The organism is Neorhizobium sp. NCHU2750, from assembly GCF_003597675.1.
Lineage (GTDB): Bacteria > Pseudomonadota > Alphaproteobacteria > Rhizobiales > Rhizobiaceae > Neorhizobium.
In genome coordinates this window covers 3,344,826-3,369,521 of sequence record NZ_CP030827.1, presented here as the reverse complement: position 1 = coordinate 3,369,521, position 24,696 = coordinate 3,344,826, and the positions used below count along the sequence as shown (strand labels likewise).

The following is a 24,696-nucleotide window of genomic DNA, read 5'->3' as shown; positions in this document are numbered from 1 at the left end:
ATTTAAATCTGGCAGGCCTATTCGATTAGATGCTAAGTCATGCATGAACCTATATTCTGGATTCATGAATGAGGCGCTGTGACCATGAAGCGTGACGAACTGGGCGACCTTGTCGCCTTCCTGACGGTGGCGGAGGAGCGCAGCTTCACCCGTGCCGCGGCGCTGATCGGCACATCGCAATCGTCGCTCAGCCATACGGTACGGCGGCTTGAGGAGCGGATGGGCGTGCGGCTTCTCACCCGCACGACGCGCAATGTGGTGCCGACGGAGGCTGGCGAGCAGTTGATGGAGACGCTGCGTCCCGCGTTCAACGACATCAGAGGCCGTATCGATGCGCTGACCGCCATGCGCCAGCGGCCGGGCGGCATGATCCGCATCACGTCCAGCCGGCAGGCGGCGGAAACCATCCTGATGCCGGCGGTGACGCGGCTGATGGGCGATTATCCCGATATCAATGTCGAGATCTCGGTCGACCAGCGCTTCGTCGATCTGGTCGGCGAGCGCTATGATGCCGGGGTGCGGCTCGGCGAGAGCATCGAAAAGGACATGATCGCGGTCAGGATCGGGCCGGACCTGAGGATGATGGTCGCCGGCTCACCGGACTACTTTGCCCGCCACCCGAAGCCTGTCACGCCGCAGGATCTGACCCAGCATAACTGCATCAACCTCCGGCTGCCGACGCTCGGCGGGCTCTATGCCTGGGAGTTCGAGCGCGACGGGCGACCGGTCAATGTTCGCGTCGAGGGCCAGTTCATCTGCAACGACGTGCCGATGATCGTCGGTGCGGCACTCGACGGGCTGGGGCTGACCTGCCTGCCGGATGATCACCTGGCGCCGCTGGTCAGGCAGGGGCGTCTCGTTCGGGTTCTGGATGACTGGTGCGCGTCGTTTCCCGGCTACCACCTTTATTACCCGAGCCGCCGGCTCGCGTCACCGGCCTTCGCCTTGCTGGTCGATGCCTTGCGTTACCGGCCGGCAGCGGCGTGAGGCGCGTTCCGTTCAGAAAACCACCGGATGGGTGGCGCCGGTCGCGACATTGACGAGGCCCTGCGGGGCGTGATCGCCCGGTGCCACCAGAACCCAACGCCAGGGGGCGCAGGTCAGCGTGGCGAAGGCGAGCCGTTCGGGGAAGCCCGGAAACCAGCGGGGATGGAAGCTCGGCTCATACATCCAGTCGACCTTTTCACCCTCGGCATAGAGTGCCTGCATCTCTTCATGCAGCGCTTGCGCCGGGCGGCAGCTCATCAGGCCGGCCACTTCGTAGCGGACGCGGGCAACCACCTTGCCCTCGCGCACCAGCGCCCAGCCGCCATCATTGTCCGCGACGGCATTGACGGCCTTCGCCATTGCCGCGTCGGACGAGCCGACGCACCAGATATTGTGCTTGTCATGGGCCATGGAACAGGCGAGCGCGGTCTCGGGTGTCGAGGGGCCGCAGCCGAGCCAGAACATTTTCGACACCGCCGCCTTGCCGGAAAAGCGGTCGATGATCGAGAATTTGGTGATGTTGCGGCTTTCGTCGCGCTGAACGAGACCTTCTTTAACCGGCAGCTCGAAAGTCAGAAAATCGTCGGCCCAGTGGAAGGGGCGCAGCACGGCGGCCGTCATCGTTTTTCTACCCGGCTCAGCCCTGATGGCGAAGTCTTCGGCGTTGAGTTCTCGGCCGATATTGATCGTCTTCGTCGCCCAGTCCGGCCAGTCGATCTTCGGCACGTCGGGCAGGTAGGTCTTGCCATCTGAAACCTGCCTTCCATCGGCCCAGACCTTGGCGATCTCGAATTTCTCGACATCCGACAGAAGCACGATATCGGCATAGCGGCCGGGGGCGATCGAGCCGACCCAGGGGGTGAGGCGCATGTGGCGGGCGGGATTGATGGTAACGCACTGGATGGCGATTTCCGGGGCCAGACCTGCCTCGATGGCCAGGCGGACATTGTAATCGGTGGCGCCGAGCTTCAGCGTATCGGAGGCGGAGCGGTCGTCGGTGGTGAGCGCGATCTGCGACCAGTCGGCAAGGCCGCGGTCGAGGAGGCCCCTGATGACCTCCGGCAGGCTATGGGCGCGAAGCTCCATGAACAGGCCGTGGGTGAGCTTGTCCCAGAATTCCTCGACCGTCCAGGCCTCGTGATCCGAGGCAAGGCCGGCGGCGGCAAAGGCGTTGATCGAGGGCAGGTCGCGGATGCCGGCGGCATGGCCCTCGACGACGCCGCGCTTTTCGAACGTGGCGCGGATCATGCCCCAGAGGCGTTCATGCGACGGGTTTTGCGGGTTCCAGACGGCCGGCCAGTCCATCACCTCGTCGAGGCCCGCGGTCATCAGGCTCTGCTGCAGGAAAGCCTTCTGCTCGTCATAGCCAAAATAGCCGCCGCCATGTTCGTAGGCCGTCGGCGGAACGGCCGAGCCGGGCAGGGGGAAGATCTTCAACGGGGAGCCGGCTTCGCGGGCCTTCAGCCAGAATTCCAGCGTCTTTGCCCCATTGACGTTGGAGAATTCGTGGCTTGCCTCGCAGGTCCAGGTATTGCCGCGCGGCAGCACAAGGGCCGCCTCCCATTCGGGCGTCAGGTGCGAGCTTTCGATATGCTTGTGGACTTCCCCAAGTCCGGGGATGGCGGAGAGAGCCGGTTCGTGAACCCGGTATCCGACCTCGCCCGGATAGGTTCCGGCGGGGCCGACATAGGCGATGCGGCGATCCTTGATGACGATTTCCTGGTCCTCTGCCCAGGTGCGGGTGGCGGTGTCGAGCAGACGGCCGACCCGCAGCGCCACATCCGCCTTTTCTCTTCCCAGCGCCACCAGCGTCAGGCGCTGGCGAATGCGCACCTCGTTTTCGGCGTCGATGGTGGTATCGTCGAAGGCCACCGGCATATCGTCTCCTGAATTGCATTCGGCTCATCATTCCTACCAAGTGATAGCCGGTGAGACACGCCCGTCAATCGGTGTTGGCACGTCACTGAATTGCACGCTCAATCAGGGATATGCCAAATTGGTGAGCTTTGAACCGCGGTTTGGCGGCGCGATTGAAACTGCAACCGTCGCTATTCAAGGGATAACGTTCGCAGGTGCGAAAAGCGCTTGCAAAGCGATTTCGAGCCAGTAACATACCGATATATCGGAGCTCTGACGCTTGCAGCATTACAGGAGTATTCCATTTGGTTAGCACCCCTTTCATGCTTCTGACCGGCGCCAGTCGTGGGATCGGCCATGCGACGGTCAAGCTTTTCCAGGAGCATGGCTGGCGCATTCTGACGGTATCGCGGCAGCCGTTTTCCGAGGAATGCCGCTGGCCTTCGGCCCGTGAGAGCCATATTCAGGCAGATCTTGCCGACCTTTCCAGCATCGATGATCTGGCCGAGATGGTGCGCCAGCGCCTGCCGGAGGGAAAGCTCGCCGCCCTGGTGAACAATGCCGGCATTTCGCCCAAGGGGGCAGGGGGCACGCGTCTCGGCGTGGCGGATACGGATGGCGAGACCTGGATGAAGGTGATGAATGTCAACCTCATCTCGACCGCTCTCCTTGCACGGGCGCTGCTGCCGGAACTCGAGGCTGCGCAGGGCTCGATCGTCAACGTCACCTCGATCGCCGGATCGCGCGTTCACCCTTTCGCGGGTGTTGCCTATGCGGCATCCAAGGCCGGGCTGGCGGCGCTGACGCGCGAGCTTGCCCATGAATTCGGGCCGCGCGGCATTCGTGCCAATGCGATCGCGCCGGGGGAGATCGCTACGTCGATCCTGTCGCCGGGTACCGATGAACTGGTGCGCGCCGAAGTGCCGTTGGGCCGGCTCGGAACGACGGCGGAAGTGGCGAAGACCATCTATTTCCTCTGCACCGACCAGTCGTCCTACATCAACGGCGCAGAAATCCACATCAATGGCGGACAGCACGTCTGACGTTGACCGATCAAAAGACAGAGGCAGGCCAACTGCCCGCTTTTCCGGAGGAAACGAAAGGATAGTCGCAACTTTCCGGCTCGGGACACGTGTCTGGGGCCAAAGCAGGGGAACAAAATGCAGAAATTCTTCAAGGGTGCAGCCTTCGCTGCGCTGGCGCTTGCCTCGGCAGCATTTGTCTCGGGACAGGCGAATGCGCGGGATCTGACCATCGTCGGCTGGGGCGGGACGGCCCAGGCTGCCCAGAGTGACGTCTACTTCAAGCCCTTCTCGGCCAAGACCGGCATACCCTTCATCGAGGAAAGCTGGGATGGCGGCTACGGCGTGCTGCAGGCCAAGATGAAGGCGGGGGCGCCGAACTGGGACGTGGTGCAGGTCGAAGCGGAAGAACTGGCGCTCGGCTGTGCCGACGGTCTTTATGAAAAGCTCGACTGGAACAAGATCGGCGTCAAGGACGAGTTCCTGCCGCAAGCCGTCAGCGAATGCGGCGCCGGTGTCTATTACTGGTCGCTGGCCATCGGCTATGATGGCGACAAGATCAAGGATGGGCCGAAAAGCTGGGCCGATTTCTGGGACACCAAGAAGTTCCCCGGCAAGCGCTCGCTGCGCAAGGGTGCCAAGTACAATCTCGAATTCGCACTTCTGGCCGATGGCGTGAAGCCCGAGGAACTCTATGACGTGCTGTCGACCGAGGAAGGCGTCAACCGCGCATTCAAGAAGCTCGACGAACTGAAGCCGAATATCGTCTGGTGGGAATCCGGCGCGCAGCCGGTTCAATATCTCGCATCCGGCGAAGTGACGCTTGCGGCAGTCTATAACGGCCGCGTCACCGGCATCAACAAGGCGGAAGGCCGGCACTTCAAGCTCGTCTGGCCGCAGAGCATGTATGCGATCGACAGCTGGGTGATCCTCAAGGGCGCCGCGAACAAGGACGCGGCAATGGACTTCATCGCCTTCGCAAGCCAGGCCGAGAACCAGGCCAAGCTGCCGCTGAAGGTCGACTACGGCATGCCCAACAAGAAGGCGGCCGCAACCATTCCGCCGGAAATCGATGCCAACCTGCCGACCAATCCGGAGAACCTGAAGGTTGCCATTCCGCTCAATGTCGATTTCTGGATCGACAATTCGGAAGCGCTGACGGCCCGCTTCAACGCCTGGCTGGCACAGTAACAAGCCGATTTCTCCAGCAATCGGGAGGCCATGGAAATGGCCTCCCTTCCAAGCCGAGATGAACAATGGATGCGTGCCTGCTCGACGCCGCGGCCGACAGCGGAGCCGTATCCAGCGACGATAAAAGGGGAATGGCGTGGCCGAAATCCGCATACGCTTCGATGGCGTCAGCAAATATTACGGACAGCACTGTGTCGTCGACAAGCTCCGCCTGGATATCGAGAAGGGCGAGTTCGTCAGCCTTCTCGGGCCGTCCGGATCGGGCAAGACGACGCTTCTGATGATGCTTGCGGGCTTTGAAACTGCCACCGAGGGCCAGATCCTCGTCGATGGCTACCGGGTCAACGACGTGCCATCCCACAAGCGCGACATGGGTGTCGTGTTCCAGAACTACGCACTGTTTCCACACATGACGATCGGTGCGAATGTCGCCTTTCCGCTGCAGATGCGCGGTATGTCGAAGAGCGAAATCGCCGAGCGTGTCGGGAAGGCGCTGGACATGGTCCAGCTCGGTGCATTGTCCGAGCGCAAACCGTCGCAGCTTTCCGGTGGCCAGCAGCAGCGCGTGGCGCTGGCGCGGGCGCTGGTATTCGAGCCTCGGGTGGTCTTGATGGACGAGCCGCTCGGGGCGCTCGACAAGAACCTGCGCGAACAGATGCAGTTCGATATCCGCGCGCTTCATCAACGGCTTGGGCTGACGATCGTGTTCGTGACCCACGACCAGGGTGAGGCACTGACGATGTCTGATCGCATTGCCGTGTTCAACAAAGGCAAGATCGAACAGATCGGCACGCCGCGGCAGGTCTATGACGAACCGGCGACCCGGTTCGTGGCGGAATTCATCGGCGAGACGAACCTGATCGACGGTATTGTCGAGACGCCGGATCCGACCTCGGCCGCCATCCGGCTGAAGGGCGGGGATCTCGTCCGGGTTGCCGGCGCTCAAGGGCTTGCCATCGGGCAGGGCGTCTCGGTGTCGGTTCGACCGGAGCGGTTGGCACTGGTCGAAGGTTCCGCATCTGTCGGGCAGGGCAATATGATTGCCGCCACGGTGGACGATTGCGTCTACCAGGGTGATCACCTGAGGGTGCAGCTTTCCGGGCCGGGTGGTGCTTCCTATGTGGCGCGGCTTGATCGCAAATCGCCCGAGCCGAGTCGTGGCGCTGCGGTCACTGCATTGTTCAGCCCCGAGGACTGCAGGGTGATCGCACCATGAAAGCCAGTCGCTTGCTGCAGAAAGGCGGGCCAATGCTGCTCGTCGCACCGCTCTTCCTGTTCATTTGTCTTTTCTTCATCTGGCCGCTGGCGACGGTGCTGACCCAATCCGTTTCGGACGATGCGGTGGCACGGTTGTTGCCGCAGACGGCCAAGGTGGCATCTTCATGGACCGGAGAAGACGCGCCCGCGCCCGAACTTCAGGCGGCCTTTGTTGCCGACCTGCGCGCTGCGACCGACGAACAGGCTGTCGGCGACATGGTTCGCCGTCTCAACAGCGCCCAGTCGGGGTTCCGGACGCTGATGAGCAAGACATTGAAGGCGGTGCAGGAAAACCCATCTGATCCGGTCGACCTGATCAAGCTCGACCGGAAATGGAGCCAGCCGCAATATTGGAAGGCGATCACCGATGCCTTGTCTCCAACGACGGACCGATATCTTCTGGCGGCTGTCGACCTGACGCGGAACGATGCCGGCGACATCGTCAAGCAGCCGCCGGAGCAGACGATCAATGTCGCGATTTTCGAACGAACTTTCTGGATTTCCGCAAGCGTGACGATCGTCTGCGTGCTGCTCGGCTATCCTTATGCGTTGCTGATCACCATCGCGACCGGCTGGAAGAAGCAGGCATTGCTTGCTGCCGTGCTGCTGCCTCTCTGGACGTCGCTGCTGGTGCGCACCGCGGCCTGGTTCATCCTGCTTCAGGAAAAGGGGCTGATCAATGAGGCCCTGATGGCCCTCAACATCATCTCCAACCCTTTGGCGCTGATCTTCAACCGCACCGGCGTGATCATTGCGATGACGCATGTGTCACTGCCGATGATGGTCCTGCCGATTTACAGTGTGCTTCTGACCATCCCGAAGAACCTGATGCCGGCGGCCGCCTCGCTTGGTGCTCATCCGCTGAGGGCTTTCGTGAGGGTGCTTCTGCCACTGAGTTTCAGCGGCATCGCCGCCGGGTCGCTGCTCGTCTTCATGTCGGCGATCGGCTACTATATCACGCCGGCGCTGATCGGTGGTGCGGGCGACCAGATGATCAGCTCGTTCATCGCCTTTCACGCCCAGAATTCCGGCAACTGGGGCATGGCGAGTGCGCTCGGCATCGTCCTGCTGGTCGTGACCATCATCCTCTATGCCGTCTATGAGCGGTTCACGATCCCGCGGGAAAGGAGCGCCTGATGCCGGCAAAAGCCCTGCAATGGATATTTGGGCTGCTGATGGCCGCCTTCCTGATCATCCCGCTGCTGATCATGATGCCGCTGGCCTTCACCTCCAGCCTGCTGCTCATCTATCCGATCCCATCCTTCTCGTTCCGGTGGTTCATCCAGTTGTTCACCGAAGCAGCCTGGCAGCGGTCGATCATCAACAGTCTGATCGTCGGCGGCGGGACGACGATATTGTCAGCCGTGCTCGGCGTGCTGGCCTCACTGGGCCTAAGGCGCCGATTGCCGGTCATCGGCGGCGTCATCCGCACCCTGTTCTTGCTGCCCATGGTGGTGCCGGCCGTGGTGCTCGGCATCGGCATGCAGATCCTGCTTGCCAGGATCGGGCTGTCGAACACCTATCTGGCCGTGATTATCGCCCATACGGTCATCTCGGTGCCGTTCGTGATCGTCAGTGTCTCCGGATCTCTCGCCGGGATCGATCGAAGAGTGGAACTGGCGGCGTCCAGCCTCGGCGCGTCGCCCCGCAAGGTTTTCAGCCGGGTGACCCTGCCGCTTGCCATGCCGGGCATTCTGACCGGTGCTGTGCTGGCCTTCGCCACTTCGCTCGACGAGGTCGTGTTGACGCTTTTCGTCGCCGGCCCCAACCAAAGAACGCTGGCGCGGCAGATGTTTTCCACCATCCGCGACAATATCAGTCCGGCGATCGCTGCCGCTGCGTTCCTGTTCATCTTCGGCACGCTGCTGATTGCCGCGATGGTTCTTTTGGTGCGCTGGCGGCGGGGAGTTGCGGCCGGATAAGCGCTTCATTGCCCGGATCGGCCGCGCCGGGCCAGCCGGGCTTCGCGGCGTCGCTTGAGGGTGCCATAGCCCTCAAGGCTGGGCTTTTGCAGCTGTCAAAAGGATATTTCCTTGCAAAGCCCGCGAAAGAGGCTAGGGACAGGGCGATATATCGGTATAGCGGCAGGCCCGACGGGTCGGAGTAGTCTGCAGGAATAGACAGAAGCGTGAAACAGTCCGACTTTCTGCCGGCCAGCAATGCCGGCCAGCCCAAGGCACAGACGGCGTATAACTATATCCGGCATGGGATCATCACCATGCGGATGGAGCCCGGCGCGACGATCAGCGAGAAGGAGACCTGCGCAGAGCTCGGCGTGTCGCGTACACCGATGCGGGAGGCCGTGTTGCGGCTGGCGCAGGAGGGCCTCGTCAATGTGGTGCCGAGCGGCGGCACGTTCGTCAACAGCATCTCGTTGAGGGGCGTGATCGAGGGACATCTCATCCGCTCCAGCCTGGAACTGCGCATGGTCCGGCTTGCGGCGCGGGTCTACGATCCCGCGCATGAACGGGATTTCGACCTTCTGATGTTCCTGCAGGGCAATGCGGCCAAGCGGCAGGATTACGACCAGTCGTTTTCGATCGACAACGATTTCCACCGGCTGCTCTGCACCATGGCCGGGTTTCCCGATGTGTGGCAGACCATCCACAATGCGACGGGCCAGCTGGACCGGGTGCGGCGGCGGGCCATTCCCCGATCCGGCTTCTTCGACGAGGTGGAGAAGGAGCATCGGGCAATCTACGACGCCATCCGCGCCGGTGATGCGGACGCGGCCTATGACCTGATGCGGCAGCACCTGGACGACACTGCGAAAGTGGTCGAATATGTGATCGCCGAAGAGCCCGGCCTGATCGTCGAGGAGCCGGGATTCGATCTTTCCAATGTCGACATCATGCTGTCGCCCGGCCGTCAGTAGCCGCTGTTGCGGTCTCCGGGATTGAGCGGCTCCAGATCATTCAGGATCCGGGTGGCGTTCTCAAAGATCTGGCTTGCCACGTCCTTCGGATTGGGCATGGAGGCGATGTGCGGGGTGACGAAGACCTTCGGGTGATCCCAGAGCGGGCTGTCCTTCGCGAGCGGTTCCTTCTGGAAGACGTCGAGAACGGCACCGCGCAGGTGTCCGCTGTCGATCGCTGCAAGCAGGTCGGCTTCGACCAGATGTTCACCGCGTCCCATGTTGACGAGGGCTGCGCCTCTGGGCAGTTGCGACAGCAGGTCGGCGTCGATGATGCCGCGGGTGGCTGCCGTGAGCGGCAGAAGGCAGATCAGGACATCGCAGCCCGAGAGAAACTCCGTCAACTGGTCCGCACCGGAATAGGTGGTGATGCCGGCTTCCTCCTTCGGGGAACGTGCCCAGCCCCGGACATTGTAGTTCATCGCGCGCAGGCTCTTTGCTACCGTAAGGCCGATCGTCCCGAATCCGAGGATGCCCACGGTATAGTCGCGGGCGGAGATCTGGTCCGGGCGTTCCCAGCGCCGCTCGGCAACGTTCTGCAGGTGGCGGTCCATCTCGCGGTGGAACAGCAGCACCGACCAGATGGCATATTCCGCCATGCCGAGCGCGTGTTCGCTGTCGACCACGCGGCAGACAGGAACGTCGGGCAGATGAGGGTCGGCGAATATGTTGTCGAGACCCGCGCCGATGCTGTGAACCAGCTTAAGGTTGGGCATCGATGCCATCACGCCATGCGGTGCATTCCACGCCACGGCGACATCGGCCGCGTGGAAATCCTCATCAGGATAGATGCTCAGGCGGACGTCGAGAGCGGATTTCTCGAATGCAACCTTCATGAAGCTCATATCAAGCGTGCTGCTGATAAGGGCGATATGGGGTGTTTTCGCTTGTTTATTCGACATGAACTCCATTCCCGAAGGCATCCTTTTTTTCCGCTTGATCGTAGTCGCGTCCTCATTTTCTGCATATGGCTATTTTTTAGGCTGCATCGGTTCCCGTTTAAGTTTTATGCAAAAAATCGTCTGCCTTGCTTGACAGGCGGCAAGGGCCGGAGTCAAGATGGCGTATCGATATATCGGTATATTGTTGTTCCGATGTGATCTCGAAGTGACGTCTGCAAGCAAACGAAAATCCATTAAGGGGAACTCCATGCGACGACTGCTTTCTGCATCCCTAGCCCTATTTCTCACCGCATCGGCGGCGTTCGCCCAGGCCGTGCCGGGTGGAAAGCTGAACCTGATCGTGCAGCCGGAACCGCCGAGCATCATGATCGGCATCACCACCAACGGCCCCGCTCTTCTCGTCGGCGGAAACATCTACGAGAGCCTGCTGCGCTACGACGAAAACCTCAAGCCGGAGCCGTCGCTGGCCAAGTCCTGGACGATTTCCGATGACGGCCTGACCTATACGTTCACGCTGCAGGATGGCGTGAAGTGGCACGATGGCCAGCCGATGACCTCGGCCGACGTGCTGTTTTCGGTCAACGACTTCCTGGTCAAGATGCAGCCGCGCCATCGCAACCTGATGACTCATGTGGAAAGCGTCACCGCGCCCGACGACAAGACGGTCGTGTTCAAGCTGAAGGAGCCTTTCGAGGCCTTCATCCGCGGCCTGTCCTTCTACACGATGCCGATCGTGCCGAAGCATATCTATGAAGGCACGGACTATGCGACCAATCCGGCCAACGAGAAGCCGATCGGCACCGGCCCGTTCAAGTTCGCCGAGTGGAAGAAGGGTAGCTATATCCACCTGGTCAAGAACCCGGACTATTACATCAAGGGCAAGCCCTATCTCGACGAGCTCTACTACCAGGTGATCCCGGATGCCGCATCGCGTTCGGTCGCCTTCGAGAACGGCAATGTCGACGTGCTGCCCGGCGGTTCGGTCGAGAATTTCGACATTCCGCGGTTGAAGGATCTGCCCAATACCTGCACGACCGAAAAGGGCTGGGAATATTTCGCCCCGCTCTCCTGGCTGTGGCTCAACAACCGCAAGCCGCCGATGGACAATGTGAAGTTCCGCCAGGCGATCATGTATGCGCTCGATCGCGATTTTGCCCGCGACGTGCTGTGGAACGGCTACGGCAAGGTGGCTACCGGTCCTATGTCGTCGAAGCTGCCGTTCTACAAGAATGTCGAGCCGACCTATGCGCATGATCCGGCCAAGGCCAAGGCGCTCCTGAAGGAAATCGGCTATGACGGCAAGCCGCTTAAGCTTCTGCCGCTGCCCTATGGCGAAACCTGGCAGCGCTGGGCGGAAGCCGTCAAGCAAAACCTCGGCGATGTCGGCATCCCGGTCGAGATCGAATCCACCGACGTTGCCGGCTGGAACCAGCGCACGGCCAACTGGGACTACGATATCGCCTTCACCTATCTTTACCAGAACGGCGACCCGGCCATCGGCGTCGACCGCAACTACAAGACCTCGCAGATCGCCAAGGGCAATCCGTTCAACAATGTCGAGGGCTATTCCAACCCGGAACTCGACAAGCTGTTCGATCAGGCTGCGGTTGCCTACCCGGCAGCAAAGCGTCAGGAACTCTACGATCAGGCGCAGAAGACGCTGCAGCAGGACGTACCGGTCGCCTGGCTGCTCGAGCTCGGCTTCCCGACGATCTACAACTGCAAGGTCCAGGACATCGTGACCACCGCATCCGGCCTGCCGGAATCCATGCGCGACGCGTGGATCAAGAAGTAAATCCCAATCAGGCGGGGATCTTCCCCGCCTGGCCCACCGTGGACCTCAAAATCTAGTCGGGGCTATCCTATGCTGAGATTCATCTCGGGCCGGCTGCTGAAGGCAGTCGTGATCCTGATCTGCATCACTGTGCTCAATTTCTTCCTCATCCATGCAGCGCCGGGCGATCCGGCGGCGGTCATGGCGGGTGAAGCGGGCGACAGCGACGCTGCCTTCCTGCAACAGCTCAGAGAGCGCTTCGGCCTCGACCAGCCGCTCTATGTCCAGCTCTGGGTCTATGTATCCTCCGTGCTGCGGCTCGACCTCGGCTATTCCTACCGCCAGCAGCTGCCGGTTCTGCAGCTGATTACCGACCGGCTGCCGGCAACACTCATCCTGTCGCTTTCGGCCTTCATCATCTCTCTCGGGCTCGGCGTGCTTGCCGGTGCCTTCGCCTCGGCCCGCCAGGGCAAATGGGCCGACACGATCATCTCGCTCGTTGCCCTCGTCTTCTATGCGACGCCGCTGTTCTGGCTTGCGCTGATGGCTGTGCTTCTGTTCTCCGTCGAGCTCGGCTGGCTACCCGGCTTCGGTTATGAAACGGTCGGCGCCGGCTATACCGGCATCTGGCGGGCGCTCGATATCTTCAAGCACCTGATCCTGCCGGCGATGACGCTCGGCCTGTTCTTCATGGCCGTCTATGCCCGCATGACCCGTGCCTCGATGCTCGAGGTCGGCCGGCTCGATTTCGTCAAGACGGCCAAGGCCAAGGGCCTGCGTCCGGGCGTCATCCAGCGCCGGCATGTGCTGCGCAATGCGCTCTTGCCGGTCGTCACCCTTGCCGGCCTGCAGGCGGGCCAACTGGTCGGCGGTGCCGTGCTGATCGAGACCGTGTTCGCATGGCCGGGCATCGGCCGCCTGATGTTCGATGCCCTGTCGCAGCGCGACTACAACCTGCTGCTCGGCGTGTTCGTCGTCTCGGCCGCGATGGTTCTGTTGTTCAACCTCATCACCGACGTGCTTTACCGCCTCGTCGATCCGCGCATCAAGGTGTCGTCATGAAGGATTTCTGGAAACGCTTTTCGCAGAATCGCGGCGCCGTCATCGGCCTGATCATTCTGCTGCTCGTCGTCATTCTGTCGATCGTCGCGCCGTTCCTCTATCCCAAGTCGCCCTGGGCGATGGTGCAGCGGCCGTTCCTTCCGCCATTCACCATGGATGCCTTCGTGCTCGGTACCGATCCGATGGGCCGCGATCTTGCATCGGGGCTGGCCCATGGCGCCCGCGTCTCGCTTCTGATCGGCCTCGTTTCCACGGTCGTCTCGCTTCTGATCGGTATCCCGATCGGGGCCATTGCCGGCTATTTCGGCGGCTGGGTGGATGACGTCCTGATGCGCTTCACCGAATTCTTCCAGAGCGTGCCGAGCTTTGCGCTGGCGGTGGTTCTGGTGGCGATATTCCAGCCCAGCATCTATTCGATCGTCATCTCGATCGCGGTCGTTTCCTGGCCGCCGGTTGCCCGCCTGCTGCGCGGCGAGGTGATGTCGCTGCGCTCCCGTGAATTCGTCGAGGCCGCCGTGCTTTCGGGGCAGACGCATGCGACGATCATCTGGCGTCAGATCCTGCCCAATACGCTGTCGCCGATCATCGTGCTTGCCTCGATGATGGTGGCCGCGGCGATCCTGATCGAAAGCTCGCTCTCCTTCCTGGGGCTCGGCGACGCCAACGTGATGTCCTGGGGCTATATCATCGGTGCCGGCCGCACGGTGATCCGTCAGGCATGGTGGGTCAGCTTCTTCCCGGGGCTTGCGATCCTGCTCACCGTACTCGCGCTCAATCTCGTCGGCGAAGGGCTCAACGACGCCCTCAATCCGCGCCTTGCACGCAAGGGGAAGTAGACCATGGCAGACAATACAGCAACGAATGCCGCCGTCAGCGACGATACCGTGCCCGCGGCCGTGGTTCATCCGGGTGCGCTCAACGAGGAGGGCCGGGGCGAACCGGTCGTCTTCATCGACAGGCTCAGCATCGCGCTTCCCGAAGGCGCCGACCGGCCCTATGCGGTGGACCGTGTCTCCTTCAAGCTCTTCCCCGGCGAAATGCTCTGCGTTGTGGGGGAAAGCGGCTCAGGCAAGTCGATGTCGGCCAATGCGCTGATGGGCCTTTTGCCGGATACGGTGCGCGTCGCACAGGGGCGCATCCTGCTCGACAAGACCGATCTCGTGACGCTGCCGCAGGATGCTCTTTACGGCATTCGCGGACGCCGGGTGGCGATGATCTTCCAGGAGCCGATGTCGGCGCTCAACCCGCTGATGAAGGTTTCGGCGCAGATCGAGGAAGTGTTCGAGGCGCATGGCCTGCTCACCCCGAAGGAGCGCAGGGAGAAGGCCTTGCAGCTTCTGACCGAGGTCGGCCTTCCCGATCCGCCACGGGCGGCCGCCAGCTATCCGTTCCAGCTTTCCGGCGGCCAGCGCCAGCGCGTGATGATCGCCATGGCACTTACGCTCGAACCGGAAGTGCTGATTGCCGACGAGCCGACCACGGCACTTGACGTGACGACGCAGGCGCAGATCCTGAAACTCATCGCCAAGCTCCAGAAGGAGCGCAACATGGCGGTGATGTTCATCACCCACGATTTCGGCGTCGTAGCCGAGATTGCCGACTATGTGACGGTGATGCAGCTTGGGCGTATCGTCGAGCAGGGAACGGCGGAAGAAGTGCTGTTTTCGCCGCAGCATCCCTATACGAGGAAGCTGATCGCGGCGATCCCGCGCGCCGGTGAAGGTGTCGCGCGCGTCGTCGTCAGCGAGCCCCTGTTGGCCGTCGAGAAACTGACCAAGACCTACCGGATGGGTGGCGGAATGTTTTCCAAGGCCCGCGAAGTCCATGCGGTCAAGGAGGTTTCGTTCACGCTCGGTCGGGGCGAGACGCTCGGCATCGTCGGAGAAAGCGGCTCGGGCAAGTCATCGGTCGGCCGCTGCCTCGTGCGGCTGCAGGATCCCGACAGCGGTCGCGTGCTGCTCGGCGGGCAGGACATGGCGCATCTGAAGGGTGCTGAACTGCGCGCCATGCGCCGCCGCATGCAGATGATCTTCCAGGATCCCTATTCGTCGCTCAATCCACGCGAAAAGGTCGGGCGCATCATCGCGTCGGGACCGATCGCCTATGGCGAGGATGAAAAGAAGGCCTTGGCCCGCGCCGGCGAACTGATGGAGATGGTCGGGCTCGATCCGAAGGGCACCAATCGCTTCCCTCACGAGTTTTCCGGTGGCCAGCGGCAGCGTATCGGCATTGCCCGCGCGCTGGCGCTCGAACCCGAGATCATCATCGCCGACGAGGCCGTTTCCGCCCTCGACGTATCGATCCAGGCGCAGGTGCTGGAACTGCTCGGCCAGTTGAAGAAGGACCTCAACCTCTCGCTCGTCTTCATCACCCATGACCTGCGTGTTGCAGCCAAGATCTGCGACCGCGTGATGGTGATGCAGAAGGGAGAAGTCGTCGAACTCGGTACCGGAAGCGAAATCTTCGATACCCCTAAGCATGCCTATACGAAGAGCCTGATCGAGGCCATTCCCGGTCGGGCAAAGGAAGCGCTGATGACGGCCTGAGGCCGTTGGACACCAATATTATCCGGGCCGGAAAGCCCGAAATTTTCAATGGAGAGAGACCCTATGACGATCATGCCGAATTCCGTCGAAGGCCGCGATATGGCCTATCAGATGCATCCGAACGTCAACCTGCGCAAATATGAGAAGACCGGCGGTCTGGTGATCGAGAGCGGCGACGGTATCTATGTGTTCGACAACACCGGCAAGCGCTATATCGAAGGTCTCGCAGGCCTGTGGTCGGTGGCGCTCGGCTTCGGCGAGAAGCGCCTGGCGGAAGTCGCCAAGGCGCAGATGGAAAAGCTGCCCTATTACCACACCTTCTCCTACAAGACGCATGGCCCGTCGATCGATCTCGCCGAAATGCTGATCAAGATCGCGCCGGTGCCGATGTCGAAGGTCCACTTCACCTCGTCCGGTTCGGAAGCCAATGACCTCGCCTGCAAAATGGTCTGGTATCGTTCCAACGCGCTCGGCAAGAAGGACAAGAAGAAGATCATCGGCCGCATCAAGGGCTATCATGGCGTGACGATCGCCGCCGGCTCGATCACCGGCCTCCCGCGCAACCATGAAAGCTTCGACCTGCCGCTCGACCGGATGATCCACACGTCCTGCCCGTCCTATGTGCATTTCGGCCTGGAAGGCGAAAGCGAAGCCGATTTCACCAAGCGCATGCTGAAGGATCTCGAAGACCTGATCCTGAAGGAAGGTCCGGAAACGATTGCCGCCTTCTGGGGCGAGCCGGTCATGGGTGCGGGTGGCGTGCTGGTTCCGCCGGACGGCTACTGGGCCGGCGTGCAGGCGATCCTGAAGAAATACGATATCCTTCTCGTCGCCGACGAAGTCATTTGCGGCTTCGGCCGCACCGGCAAGATGTTTGCCTGCGAAACGCTCGGCATCACGCCCGATGTTCTGGTCGTATCCAAGCAGATCTCGTCGTCCTATATGCCGCTCTCGGCGATCATCATGAACGACCATTTCTATCAGCCGATCGCCGATGAATCCGACCGTATCGGCGTGTTCGGCCATGGCTACACGGCATCGGGCCATCCGGTCGCGACCGCCGTCGGTCTGGAAAACCTGAAGATCATTCAGGAGCGTGATCTGGTCGGCAATGCCGCCCGTCTGGAAGAGAAGTTCCTCGGTGGCCTGGCCGAACTTGCCAAGCATCCGCTGGCGCATTCCTCGCGTGGCGTCGGTCTGCTTGGTGCGCTCGAAATCAAGCCGTGGGCGGATGCCGCTGCCGGCGATGCGGCCGCAGCCGTTGCCGCAGCGTGCCAGGACGAAGGCCTGATCGTGCGTAACATTGCGGAGGGCATCTGCTTCTGCCCGCCGCTGATCATCACCGCAGAGCAGATCGACGACATGTTTGCGGCCGTCGCCCGTGCGCTCGACACGGTTGCCGCAACCCGCGCCTGAACGTTTCGAGGAAATGACACGATGACAATGACGGACAAGACAGATCTCGGCGAAATGACCGCGGCACAGCTTTCCAAGCTGTTTGCCTCGGGCAAGGCGTCGCCGGTAGAGGCCGCCAAGGCCTCGCTGGAGCGCATCGAGAAGTTCAACCCGAGCGTTAATGCGTTTGCCTATGTAGTGCCGGAGCTGGCGCTTGCCGAGGCAAAGGCATCGGAAGCGCGCTGGAAGAAGGGCGAACCGCTTTCGCCCATCGACGGTGCGCCGACGACGATCAAGGAACTGACGCCGGTCAAGGGCATTCCGTGGCGGCGCGGTTCGGCGCTCGGCGCCACGACACCTTCGGAGAAGGAGTTCCTGATCATGGAACGCCTGCGCGGTGCGGGCGTCACCATTCTCGGCACGACTACGTCGCCGGAATTCGGCTGGAAGGGCGTCACCCACGGGCCTGCCTTCGGCAATACGCTAAACCCATGGCGCACGGACCGTGCGTCGGGCGGTTCTTCGGGTGGTGCGGCTGTTGCGGCCGCGCTCAACATGGGCGTGCTGCATGAGGGTTCCGACGGTGCGGGCTCGATCCGTATCCCGGCCTCTTTCTCCGGTACGTTCGGCATCAAGCCGACCTATGGCTGGATCCCGGCCGATACGGCAACGACGCTGTTCGAGCTTGCCCATCGCGGGCCGCTGACGCGCACCGTCGAAGATGCAGCCCTGTTCATGAACGCGACGACCGGTCCGACGCCGAAGGCGCTTTACGGCTACTGCCCGACCCCGGTGCCGAACTGGCATGAAGGGGTCAAGGCCGCCAGCGTCAAGGGCCTGAAGATCGGCTACAGCCGCAATCTCGGCTATGCCGAAGTGCAGCCGGATGTCGCCGCCGCCGTCGAGCGGGCCGCCAAGCGGCTTGCCGATATGGGCGCGATCATCGAGGAGGTCGATCCCGGCTTCGCCAACCCGCAGGATGCGCTTCTGGCGCTGTGGTATGCGGCCGAAGCCCGGACCGTCGAGATGGTCAATCCGACGGAAGAGCAGAAGAAGCTGATGGATCCGGGCCTGATCCGCATCTACGAAAAGGGCAAGGCCTATTCCGCCATCGACTATGTCATGGCCGAGCAGGTGCGCGCCGATCTCAAGGTGACGATGGCGCTCTTCCACGAGAAATACGACGCGCTGATGCTGCCGACCATGCCGGTGACGGCGATCGAGGCAGGCACGGATTTCCCGGGCGGTATCGAGGGCAAGGACTGGTCCGACTGGTCGCCCTTCACCTATCCGTTCAACATGACCGGTCAGCCGGCCGTGTCGGTTCCCTGCGGCTTCGATGCCGGCGGTCTGCCGGTCGGCCTACAGTTCGTCGGCCCGCGCTACCGCGACGATATCGTGCTGGCGCTGGCGGCTGCCTACCAGGCTGCCTATCCGGAAGAGGTTCTCAGCGCCCCGCGGGTTGCCTGAGCCGTAACCAACGGTGCGGAGGCCATGTTCCTCCGCACCCAAACTGACAACAGCAGCAGCATTGGGATGGGACAGATGGCCTCCACGGCAAGCCAAGGGGCGGCAAGCGGGCTTGGCGCAGAGCTCAAGACGGGCGCGACCGCCGTGCCCCCGGATCAGGCCGAGCGGATCGCGCGGGAAAAATATGGATTGAAGGGGCGGGCCGAATGGCTCTGGGGCGAGAAGGACAGCAATTACCGCCTGACGCTCGATGACGGCACCGAATATCTCTTCAAGGTCCTCAATCCGGCCGAAAACCCGGCGATGACCAGCATGCACAGCCAGGCACTGCTGCATGTGGAGGCTGCCGATCCGGGCATTCCGATCCAGCGGATCATCCGTACGGTCGATGGCGAGGCGGATTTTCGCATGACCGATGACGATGGCGCCACGCGCGGCGTGCGCATGGTCACTTTCGTTCCTGGCGTTTCGCAGAAATCGCAGCCGCATTCGGCGATCCAGCGCCACCGCGTCGGCGTGCTGCTCGGGCGCATGCAGAAGGCGCTTGAGGGGTTTAGCCATGAAGCGGCCAGCCACCGCATCACCTGGGACATGTCGCATGCTAGCGGCATGCGGGATCTTCTCTCCGCTTTCGAAAAGGATGAGCAGCGTTCCAGGCTGGCGCGTGCGCTCGATGATTTCGAGGAAAACATTCTGCCGCGGATGGCGCAGTTGCCGGCGCAGGTGATCCATAACGATTTCAACATGGAGAATATCCTCGTCAGCAAGGCCGATCCGGACATGATCAGTGGCATTATCGATTTCGGCGACATGGTGCATGCGCCTGTCCTGTTCGACGTTGGCGTCGGTGCGGCCTACCAGATGGGGAATGCTGCCGATCCGGTCGAGGCGATGTGCGACTTCCTTAAAGGCTATTCGACCGAGAAGACGCTCACGGACGAAGAGGTCGAGCTGCTCTACACCGCGGTGACCACACGGATGCTGATGCGGCTTGCGATCCCCGAATGGCGCGGCAAGCTGTTTCCCGAACTTCGGGATCTCTACACGCGCAACAGTCCGACCGTCTGGGCGCAGTTCGCCCGGCTCGATGCCATTTCAAAAGACGATGCCATCGCGCGCCTTGCGGCCGCATGCCGTCGATAACGTCATTTCAGGGAGACACAGATGAGCAAGCCAGCCACCACGATGATCAACGGCTTCGACCCCTCGCGCCTCAGCAGCCTGCCGGAGCGCGAGCGGTCGATGATCGAGCGCCGCCAGGCGATGCTCGGGCCGTCCTATCGGCTGTTCTACGAGAACCCGCTTCATCTGGTGCGCGGCGAGGGTGTCTGGCTCTACGATCCGGACGGCAATGCCTATCTCGACACCTATAACAACGTTCCCTCGGTCGGCCATTGCCATCCCCGGGTCGTTGCGGCGATCGCAGAACAGGCGGCGGTGCTCAACACCCATACGCGCTATCTCGACGGCAAGATCCTCGACTATTCGGAAAAGCTGCTTGCGACCTTTCCCGAGGAGATGAACCGGGTGATGTATTGCTGCACCGGCAGCGAGGCGGTCGATCTCGCCCTGCGGCTCGCCGGCTATTACACCGGCGGCACCGGCATCATCATCACCGAGAATGCCTATCACGGCACGACGGCGGCTGCTGCCGGGATCTCGCCGCAGCTCGGCCCGAACATGCCGATCGGCATGAATGTCGTGACCGTGCCGGCGCCCGATGCCTACCGGGACGATGGCCGCGACGTGGGCGAGGTCTTTGCAGAAGAAATCGCCAAGGCGATCGCCTTCATGCGTCGGCGCGGCATCAAGCCGGCTGCCTTCATCGCCGACAGTATCTTTTCGACCGACGGCATCTTCGCTGAGCCTGCCGGCTTCCTGAAGAAGGCGCTCGAGGTGGTGCATGAGGCGGGTGCTCTCTATATCGCCGACGAAGTGCAGCCGGGCTTCGGCCGCACCGGTTCCCACATGTGGGGCTTCATGCGCCACGGCATCGTTCCCGATATTGCCGTGATGGGCAAGCCGATGGGCAATGGCCTGCCGATCGCCGCTGCCGTGATGAAGGGCGAGGTGCAGGACCGTTTCGGCCGCGACATCCGCTATTTCAACACGTTCGGCGCCAATCACGTGTCGATCGCGGCAGCCAATGCCGTGCTCGATATCATCCGCGACGAAGACCTGATGGGCAATGCACTGGCGACCGGCAATTACATGATGGAAGGCATGCGCAAGCTCATGCCGACATTCGGCTGCATTGGCGATATACGCGGTGCCGGCCTCTTCCTCGGGCTGGAATTCGTCAAGGACCGCGACAGCCGCGAGCCGGACGGTGCGCGCTCGCTTGCCGTCGTCAACCGCATGCGTGAACATCGGGTGCTGATTTCCGCTGCCGGCATGCAGGGCAACACGCTGAAGATCCGGCCGCCGCTGCCATTCGGCAAGGAGCACGCGGATATCTTCCTCAAGACACTCGAAGAGGTGCTGCACGAGACGAACTGATCGTGTCCTTCCACCGCGCTTCCAGACCATAAAAGGAAAAGACCATGACCTCGTCGCCGGACATCAATAGTGAGCGCCTGTGGGCCGACATCATGACCATGGGAGCGATCGGCGCCACCGATGGCGGCGGCAGCTTTCGGCCGGCCGTTTCGGATGCCGACCGCGAGGGGCGCAATCTTTTTCGTTACTGGGCGCAGGAAGCGGGGTTGACCGTCTCTGTCGATGCGATCGGCAACATGTTTGCCCGGCGCGAGGGGACAGATCCCGCGCTGCCGCCGCTGATGATCGGCAGCCATCTCGATACGCAGATGCCGGGCGGCAAATTCGACGGTGTTTTGGGCGTGCTGGCCGGTATCGCGGTCGTGCGGGCGCTGAACGCCGCTGGTGTGACGACGCGACGGGCGATCGAGATTGCCAATTTCACCAATGAGGAAGGCGCGCGGTTCCAGCCGGGCGTCATGGGCTCGGGTATCTTTGCCGGGCTCTTGCCGCTCGACGGCGCGCTCTCCCGCAAGGATGATGCAGGCGCCATGCTGGGCGACGAGCTGGAGCGGATCGGCTATGCCGGGCCGCTTCCGGTCGGCGGTCGCGCGGTTCACAAATATCTCGAACTGCATATCGAACAGGGACCGGAAATGGAAAAGACGGGTGCGATGATCGCAGCTGTCTCCAACAGCTCCTGGGGCTGCAGCGGCTTCATCGATATCAGCGGCGAGAACGGCCATTCGCAGACGGCGGCGATGTCGAAGCGGCGCAATTCGCTCGTTGCGGCAGCAAAACTCATTATCGAGATCGAAGCGATCGGGGCGGAGAACGAACCGGACGGCATGGTCAGCGCCACGGTGATCCGCAACTGGCCGAACAACCGGGTCAACATTCCGCATCTGACCAAGCTCTCCTATGTTGCCGTGCATGCGACCGAGGAAGGCCGGGCGAAAATCATCGAGCGCATCGAGGCTGCGGCGAAGCGGATCGCCGAAGAGACCGGCCTTGTCATCGATGCGACGACCTCGCATTATCGGCAGCGGCTGGACCTTTCGCCGGAACTTTCCGCACAGGTTCTCGAAGTGGCTGAGGGGCTGGGCTACACGTCGATGATGCTGCCGACGCTCACCTCGCATGATGCGCTGTCGATGACGCATATCTGCCCGACGGCGATCATCTTCGTGCCCTGCAGGGACGGCATTTCCCACAGCGAGAAGGAATGGTGCGAGCCGGAGCAGGTGACGGCGGGCGCCAAGGTTCTGCTCGAAATGGCGCTGAAACTCGCCAACGAAGCCTGACGTTTTCGAGCGGATGCTGTCTGTTGCTGCGGGCATGATGCGATATGATAGGATGCTGACATACGTCGAACGGTGCAAACGAGGGCTTGGGTGAATTTACACGCGAAACTGGGACTGGATGACGTCGACGGCGCTGGCCTGCCCAAGGCGCTTTGGGCCTATAATGTCATTCGCGATGCGATCATCACCATGAAGCTCGCGCCCGGCGAAACGCTGAACGAGAAGGAAACCTGCGCCGAGCTCGGCATTTCCCGCACGCCGATGCGCGAGGCGGTGCTGCGGCTTGCCCAGGAAGGTCTCGTCAACATCGTCCCGAGTGGCGGCACATTCGTCAACAAGATCGTCCTGCGCAAGGTGATCGAGGGGCATCTGGTGCGCTCGAGCTTGGAAATGCGCACCGTGAGGCTGGCCGCGCGCAATTTCGATCCGGTCCATGAACGCGATCTCGACCTCCTGATCTTCCGCCAGCAGGACGCGGCCAAAAGGCGCGACATCGACGAGGCGTTCAAGGTCGACAACGAATTCCATCGGTTGCTCTGCCGGATCGCCGGCTTTCCGAATGTCTGGCAGACGATCCACAACGCCACGGGACAGCTCGATCGCGTTCGCCGCCTGGCCTTTCCGAAGATCGGCTATTTCGAGGAGGTGATCGACGAACACTCAGCGCTCTATGCGGCGATCAGGGGCCATGACGAGAGTGAGGCCGCACGGCTGTTGAAGATCCATCTCGGCGGCATTTTCCCCGTCGTCGAATTCGTCCTGCAAACGGATGCCGACATCATCACCGGCGAAGACGATGCGGTGCTTTTGAAAGCGCTTGCGGAAGTGTGACGGCGCTGTCGCGTGCTATCCGGCGAGCGCCCTGTCATAGGTGATCTTGCCGTCGCAGATGGTGATGACCGGCCGGACCGAGGCCAGATCCTCCGAGACGACAGCTTCGACATCGGCGGAAAGCACCACGATATCCGCCAGATAACCCGGTTTGAGCTTGCCCTTGCGATCTTCCATGAACTCCACATGGGCGCCGGTGCTGGTATAGGCGGCCAGCGTTTCGGCCAGCGTCAGGCGCTGATCCGGCAGGTCATCGGCCCAGCGTTTTCTCGTCATCGCATCGTGGATGCAGCTCATCGGATCGAGCGGTGAGACCGGCCAGTCGGTGGCGAAAACGATCTCGGCGCCAGCATTCGCGAGCGTGCGCCATGCAAAGGCGAGCGGCCAGCGATCGCGGCCGATGAAGGAGAGATAGGGTTCGATCGGCAGGCCGGCATTGCCGGGCGGATGGGTCGGCTGCATCGAGGCGATCACGCCCAGTTCCTTGAAGCGCGGCACGTCATCTTCATGGATGACTTCGATATGTTCGATGCGGTTGCGGGCATCACGCTTGCCATTCGTCGCGGCGGCCGTCTCGTAGGCGTCGAGCACCATGCGGACCGCGCCGTCGCCGATCGCGTGGACGGCGACGGGCAGTTTCAGCCGGTCGGCCTCGGTGACGATCTCATTCAGATGCTGCTGGCTGAACAGGGGATCGCCCTTCCAACCGGGGCGATGGGCATAGTCATCGAGAAAAACGGCGCTCTCACCTTCGGTTACGCCATCGATGAACATCTTGACGAAATCGCAGCGCAGCCGGTCTGTGTGGAAGCGGCGGTGCCAGGTCGCCGCTTTCTCCTCAAGGTCGGCGAGCGGCATGAAATTCTTCATGTGATAGGGCATGCGCACCCTGACCGGCAGGCCGGTTGTTTTCTCGATTTCGTCGAGGATTTCCAACTGGTAGAGGTTGCCATCCATGTTCTGGATCGAGGTTATGCCCAGCGAAGCGCAATAGGCGAGACCGTCCTTGATGATTTCCAGGTCGATGGCGCGCTCTTCCGGCGTGACACTGTCCGGTTCGCCGCCAGTGCCTATACCGAGCCCTTCCCGGCCACCGGTTTCGCTGAGATCAAAGACCGGTTGCATGGCATCGGCCTCGCGCAGCTCCCCGGAGGCCAGGCCATCCTCTCCCATGACTACCTCGTTGCCGACGCCTACCGCTTTCCCATGCAGGATGCCGGCGAGCTCCAGCGCCTTGGTGTTGGCCCAGGCGGTGTGGTGATCCGGGGCGATCATCGCGAACGGCCGGTCGGAAATCACGCGGTCGAGATCATGGCGGGTGGTGCGTTCGGTTTCCGACAGGATCGTGTAGTCGGCTGAGCGGGCAAGAAGCAGTTTCAGCTTGGGGTTCTTCGCGGCATAGTCCGAAACCTTCTCCTTCAGCTCGTCAAAACCCTTCACCTTGTAGAGCGAGAGCTGACGCAGGCCGACAGAGCCCATGAAAATATGCATATGGGCTTCGTTGAATCCGGGCAGGACGGTACCACCCGCCGCGTCGATCACCCGCGTCGCCGGGCCTTTCAACGCCTGGATTTCGGCCGTCGAGCCAACTGCAACGATGCTGTGGCCGGAGATTGCAACGGCGTCCGCCTTGGCTGCGGCTGTGTCCATTGTCAGCACACGGGCATTGACGATGATGGTGTCTGCGAAGGTCTGCATCCGTTTTC

20 protein-coding genes are annotated in these 24,696 nt (G+C 62.0%); 17 read left to right on the top strand and 3 right to left on the bottom strand.

Annotation, left to right across the window (positions count from 1 at the left end):
• Positions 1–84: 84 nt before the first annotated feature.
• Positions 85–987 (top strand): LysR family transcriptional regulator, encoded by a 903-nt coding sequence (locus tag NCHU2750_RS16335; RefSeq protein ID WP_119941480.1) that lies wholly within the window; start codon positions 85–87, stop codon positions 985–987.
• Between the two features lie 12 nt (positions 988–999).
• Here the strand turns inward: NCHU2750_RS16335 and NCHU2750_RS16330 are convergent, their stop codons facing one another.
• On the bottom strand, positions 1,000–2,865 hold the full coding sequence (locus NCHU2750_RS16330) for an adenine deaminase (protein ID WP_119941479.1): 1,866 nt from the start codon (positions 2,863–2,865) through the stop codon (positions 1,000–1,002).
• Between the two features lie 302 nt (positions 2,866–3,167).
• Here NCHU2750_RS16330 and NCHU2750_RS16325 point away from each other — a divergent pair, with 302 nt between their 5' ends.
• The 6 genes from NCHU2750_RS16325 to NCHU2750_RS16300 all read left to right on the top strand — a co-directional run bounded on the left by NCHU2750_RS16325 (position 3,168) and on the right by NCHU2750_RS16300 (position 9,189).
• Positions 3,168–3,887, top strand: coding sequence for an SDR family NAD(P)-dependent oxidoreductase (locus NCHU2750_RS16325; protein ID WP_119941478.1), 720 nt, complete (start codon positions 3,168–3,170; stop codon positions 3,885–3,887).
• A gap of 117 nt (positions 3,888–4,004) precedes the next feature.
• Positions 4,005–5,057 (top strand): polyamine ABC transporter substrate-binding protein, encoded by a 1,053-nt coding sequence (locus tag NCHU2750_RS16320; protein WP_119941477.1) that lies wholly within the window; start codon positions 4,005–4,007, stop codon positions 5,055–5,057.
• Between the two features lie 136 nt (positions 5,058–5,193).
• Entirely contained in the window at positions 5,194–6,273 is a 1,080-nt protein-coding gene (locus tag NCHU2750_RS16315) for an ABC transporter ATP-binding protein (RefSeq protein WP_119941476.1), read from the top strand.
• Positions 6,270–7,451 (top strand): ABC transporter permease, encoded by a 1,182-nt coding sequence (locus NCHU2750_RS16310; RefSeq protein ID WP_119941475.1) that lies wholly within the window; start codon positions 6,270–6,272, stop codon positions 7,449–7,451. Before NCHU2750_RS16315 ends, NCHU2750_RS16310 begins: the two co-directional genes overlap by 4 nt.
• Positions 7,451–8,236, top strand: coding sequence for an ABC transporter permease (locus NCHU2750_RS16305; RefSeq protein WP_119941474.1), 786 nt, complete (start codon positions 7,451–7,453; stop codon positions 8,234–8,236). Before NCHU2750_RS16310 ends, NCHU2750_RS16305 begins: the two co-directional genes overlap by 1 nt.
• A gap of 206 nt (positions 8,237–8,442) precedes the next feature.
• Positions 8,443–9,189 carry a GntR family transcriptional regulator gene (locus NCHU2750_RS16300; protein WP_245480269.1) on the top strand — a complete coding sequence of 249 codons (747 nt, stop codon included), beginning with the start codon at positions 8,443–8,445 and terminating at the stop codon, positions 9,187–9,189.
• On the opposite strand, the gene NCHU2750_RS16295 is transcribed toward NCHU2750_RS16300, so the two are convergent.
• Entirely contained in the window at positions 9,183–10,130 is a 948-nt protein-coding gene (locus tag NCHU2750_RS16295; RefSeq protein ID WP_245480268.1) for a 2-hydroxyacid dehydrogenase, read from the bottom strand. The genes NCHU2750_RS16300 and NCHU2750_RS16295 overlap by 7 nt on opposite strands.
• Before the next feature lie 247 nt (positions 10,131–10,377).
• Between NCHU2750_RS16295 and NCHU2750_RS16290 the strand changes: the two genes are divergently transcribed.
• The 10 genes from NCHU2750_RS16290 to NCHU2750_RS16245 all read left to right on the top strand — a co-directional run bounded on the left by NCHU2750_RS16290 (position 10,378) and on the right by NCHU2750_RS16245 (position 22,990).
• On the top strand, positions 10,378–11,925 hold the full coding sequence (locus NCHU2750_RS16290) for an ABC transporter substrate-binding protein (protein WP_119941472.1): 1,548 nt from the start codon (positions 10,378–10,380) through the stop codon (positions 11,923–11,925).
• 69 nt (positions 11,926–11,994) lie between these two features.
• The gene (locus NCHU2750_RS16285; RefSeq protein WP_119941471.1) at positions 11,995–12,966 is read left to right on the top strand and encodes an ABC transporter permease; all 972 of its coding nucleotides are present in this window, start codon (positions 11,995–11,997) and stop codon (positions 12,964–12,966) included.
• A complete protein-coding gene (locus tag NCHU2750_RS16280; protein ID WP_119941470.1) occupies positions 12,963–13,802 on the top strand; it encodes an ABC transporter permease in 840 nt (279 codons plus the stop codon). Before NCHU2750_RS16285 ends, NCHU2750_RS16280 begins: the two co-directional genes overlap by 4 nt.
• A 3-nt stretch (positions 13,803–13,805) precedes the next feature.
• On the top strand, positions 13,806–15,512 hold the full coding sequence (locus NCHU2750_RS16275) for an ABC transporter ATP-binding protein (RefSeq protein ID WP_119941469.1): 1,707 nt from the start codon (positions 13,806–13,808) through the stop codon (positions 15,510–15,512).
• Between the two features lie 63 nt (positions 15,513–15,575).
• A complete protein-coding gene (locus NCHU2750_RS16270; RefSeq protein ID WP_119941468.1) occupies positions 15,576–16,928 on the top strand; it encodes an aspartate aminotransferase family protein in 1,353 nt (450 codons plus the stop codon).
• 21 nt (positions 16,929–16,949) lie between these two features.
• Positions 16,950–18,377, top strand: a complete 1,428-nt coding sequence (locus NCHU2750_RS16265) for an amidase (RefSeq protein WP_119941467.1) — start codon at positions 16,950–16,952, stop codon at positions 18,375–18,377.
• A gap of 75 nt (positions 18,378–18,452) precedes the next feature.
• Positions 18,453–19,520, top strand: coding sequence for a phosphotransferase (locus NCHU2750_RS16260; RefSeq protein WP_119941466.1), 1,068 nt, complete (start codon positions 18,453–18,455; stop codon positions 19,518–19,520).
• Positions 19,521–19,541: 21 nt separating this feature from the next.
• Entirely contained in the window at positions 19,542–20,876 is a 1,335-nt protein-coding gene (locus NCHU2750_RS16255; protein ID WP_119941465.1) for an aspartate aminotransferase family protein, read from the top strand.
• A 44-nt stretch (positions 20,877–20,920) separates the two neighbouring features.
• Positions 20,921–22,159, top strand: a complete 1,239-nt coding sequence (locus NCHU2750_RS16250; RefSeq protein WP_119941464.1) for a Zn-dependent hydrolase — start codon at positions 20,921–20,923, stop codon at positions 22,157–22,159.
• 90 nt (positions 22,160–22,249) lie between these two features.
• Positions 22,250–22,990: a GntR family transcriptional regulator gene (locus NCHU2750_RS16245; RefSeq protein WP_119941463.1), complete on the top strand. Its 741-nt coding sequence runs from the start codon at positions 22,250–22,252 to the stop codon at positions 22,988–22,990.
• 15 nt (positions 22,991–23,005) lie between these two features.
• Here the strand turns inward: NCHU2750_RS16245 and NCHU2750_RS16240 are convergent, their stop codons facing one another.
• A complete protein-coding gene (locus NCHU2750_RS16240) occupies positions 23,006–24,688 on the bottom strand; it encodes an amidohydrolase (RefSeq protein ID WP_119941462.1) in 1,683 nt (560 codons plus the stop codon).
• Between the last annotated feature and the right edge of the window lie 8 nt (positions 24,689–24,696).

Coding starts and splice junctions, on each gene's coding strand:
- NCHU2750_RS16335 (WP_119941480.1), top strand. CDS start 85: ATGAAGCGTGACGAACTGGGCGACCTTGTCGCCTTCCTGACGGTGGCG.
- NCHU2750_RS16330 (WP_119941479.1), bottom strand. CDS start 2,865: ATGCCGGTGGCCTTCGACGATACCACCATCGACGCCGAAAACGAGGTG.
- NCHU2750_RS16325 (WP_119941478.1), top strand. CDS start 3,168: ATGCTTCTGACCGGCGCCAGTCGTGGGATCGGCCATGCGACGGTCAAG.
- NCHU2750_RS16320 (WP_119941477.1), top strand. CDS start 4,005: ATGCAGAAATTCTTCAAGGGTGCAGCCTTCGCTGCGCTGGCGCTTGCC.
- NCHU2750_RS16310 (WP_119941475.1), top strand. CDS start 6,270: ATGAAAGCCAGTCGCTTGCTGCAGAAAGGCGGGCCAATGCTGCTCGTC.
- NCHU2750_RS16305 (WP_119941474.1), top strand. CDS start 7,451: ATGCCGGCAAAAGCCCTGCAATGGATATTTGGGCTGCTGATGGCCGCC.
- NCHU2750_RS16295 (WP_245480268.1), bottom strand. CDS start 10,130: ATGTCGAATAAACAAGCGAAAACACCCCATATCGCCCTTATCAGCAGC.
- NCHU2750_RS16290 (WP_119941472.1), top strand. CDS start 10,378: ATGCGACGACTGCTTTCTGCATCCCTAGCCCTATTTCTCACCGCATCG.
- NCHU2750_RS16285 (WP_119941471.1), top strand. CDS start 11,995: ATGCTGAGATTCATCTCGGGCCGGCTGCTGAAGGCAGTCGTGATCCTG.
- NCHU2750_RS16280 (WP_119941470.1), top strand. CDS start 12,963: ATGAAGGATTTCTGGAAACGCTTTTCGCAGAATCGCGGCGCCGTCATC.
- NCHU2750_RS16275 (WP_119941469.1), top strand. CDS start 13,806: ATGGCAGACAATACAGCAACGAATGCCGCCGTCAGCGACGATACCGTG.
- NCHU2750_RS16270 (WP_119941468.1), top strand. CDS start 15,576: ATGACGATCATGCCGAATTCCGTCGAAGGCCGCGATATGGCCTATCAG.
- NCHU2750_RS16265 (WP_119941467.1), top strand. CDS start 16,950: ATGACAATGACGGACAAGACAGATCTCGGCGAAATGACCGCGGCACAG.
- NCHU2750_RS16260 (WP_119941466.1), top strand. CDS start 18,453: ATGGCCTCCACGGCAAGCCAAGGGGCGGCAAGCGGGCTTGGCGCAGAG.
- NCHU2750_RS16255 (WP_119941465.1), top strand. CDS start 19,542: ATGAGCAAGCCAGCCACCACGATGATCAACGGCTTCGACCCCTCGCGC.
- NCHU2750_RS16250 (WP_119941464.1), top strand. CDS start 20,921: ATGACCTCGTCGCCGGACATCAATAGTGAGCGCCTGTGGGCCGACATC.
- NCHU2750_RS16240 (WP_119941462.1), bottom strand. CDS start 24,688: ATGCAGACCTTCGCAGACACCATCATCGTCAATGCCCGTGTGCTGACA.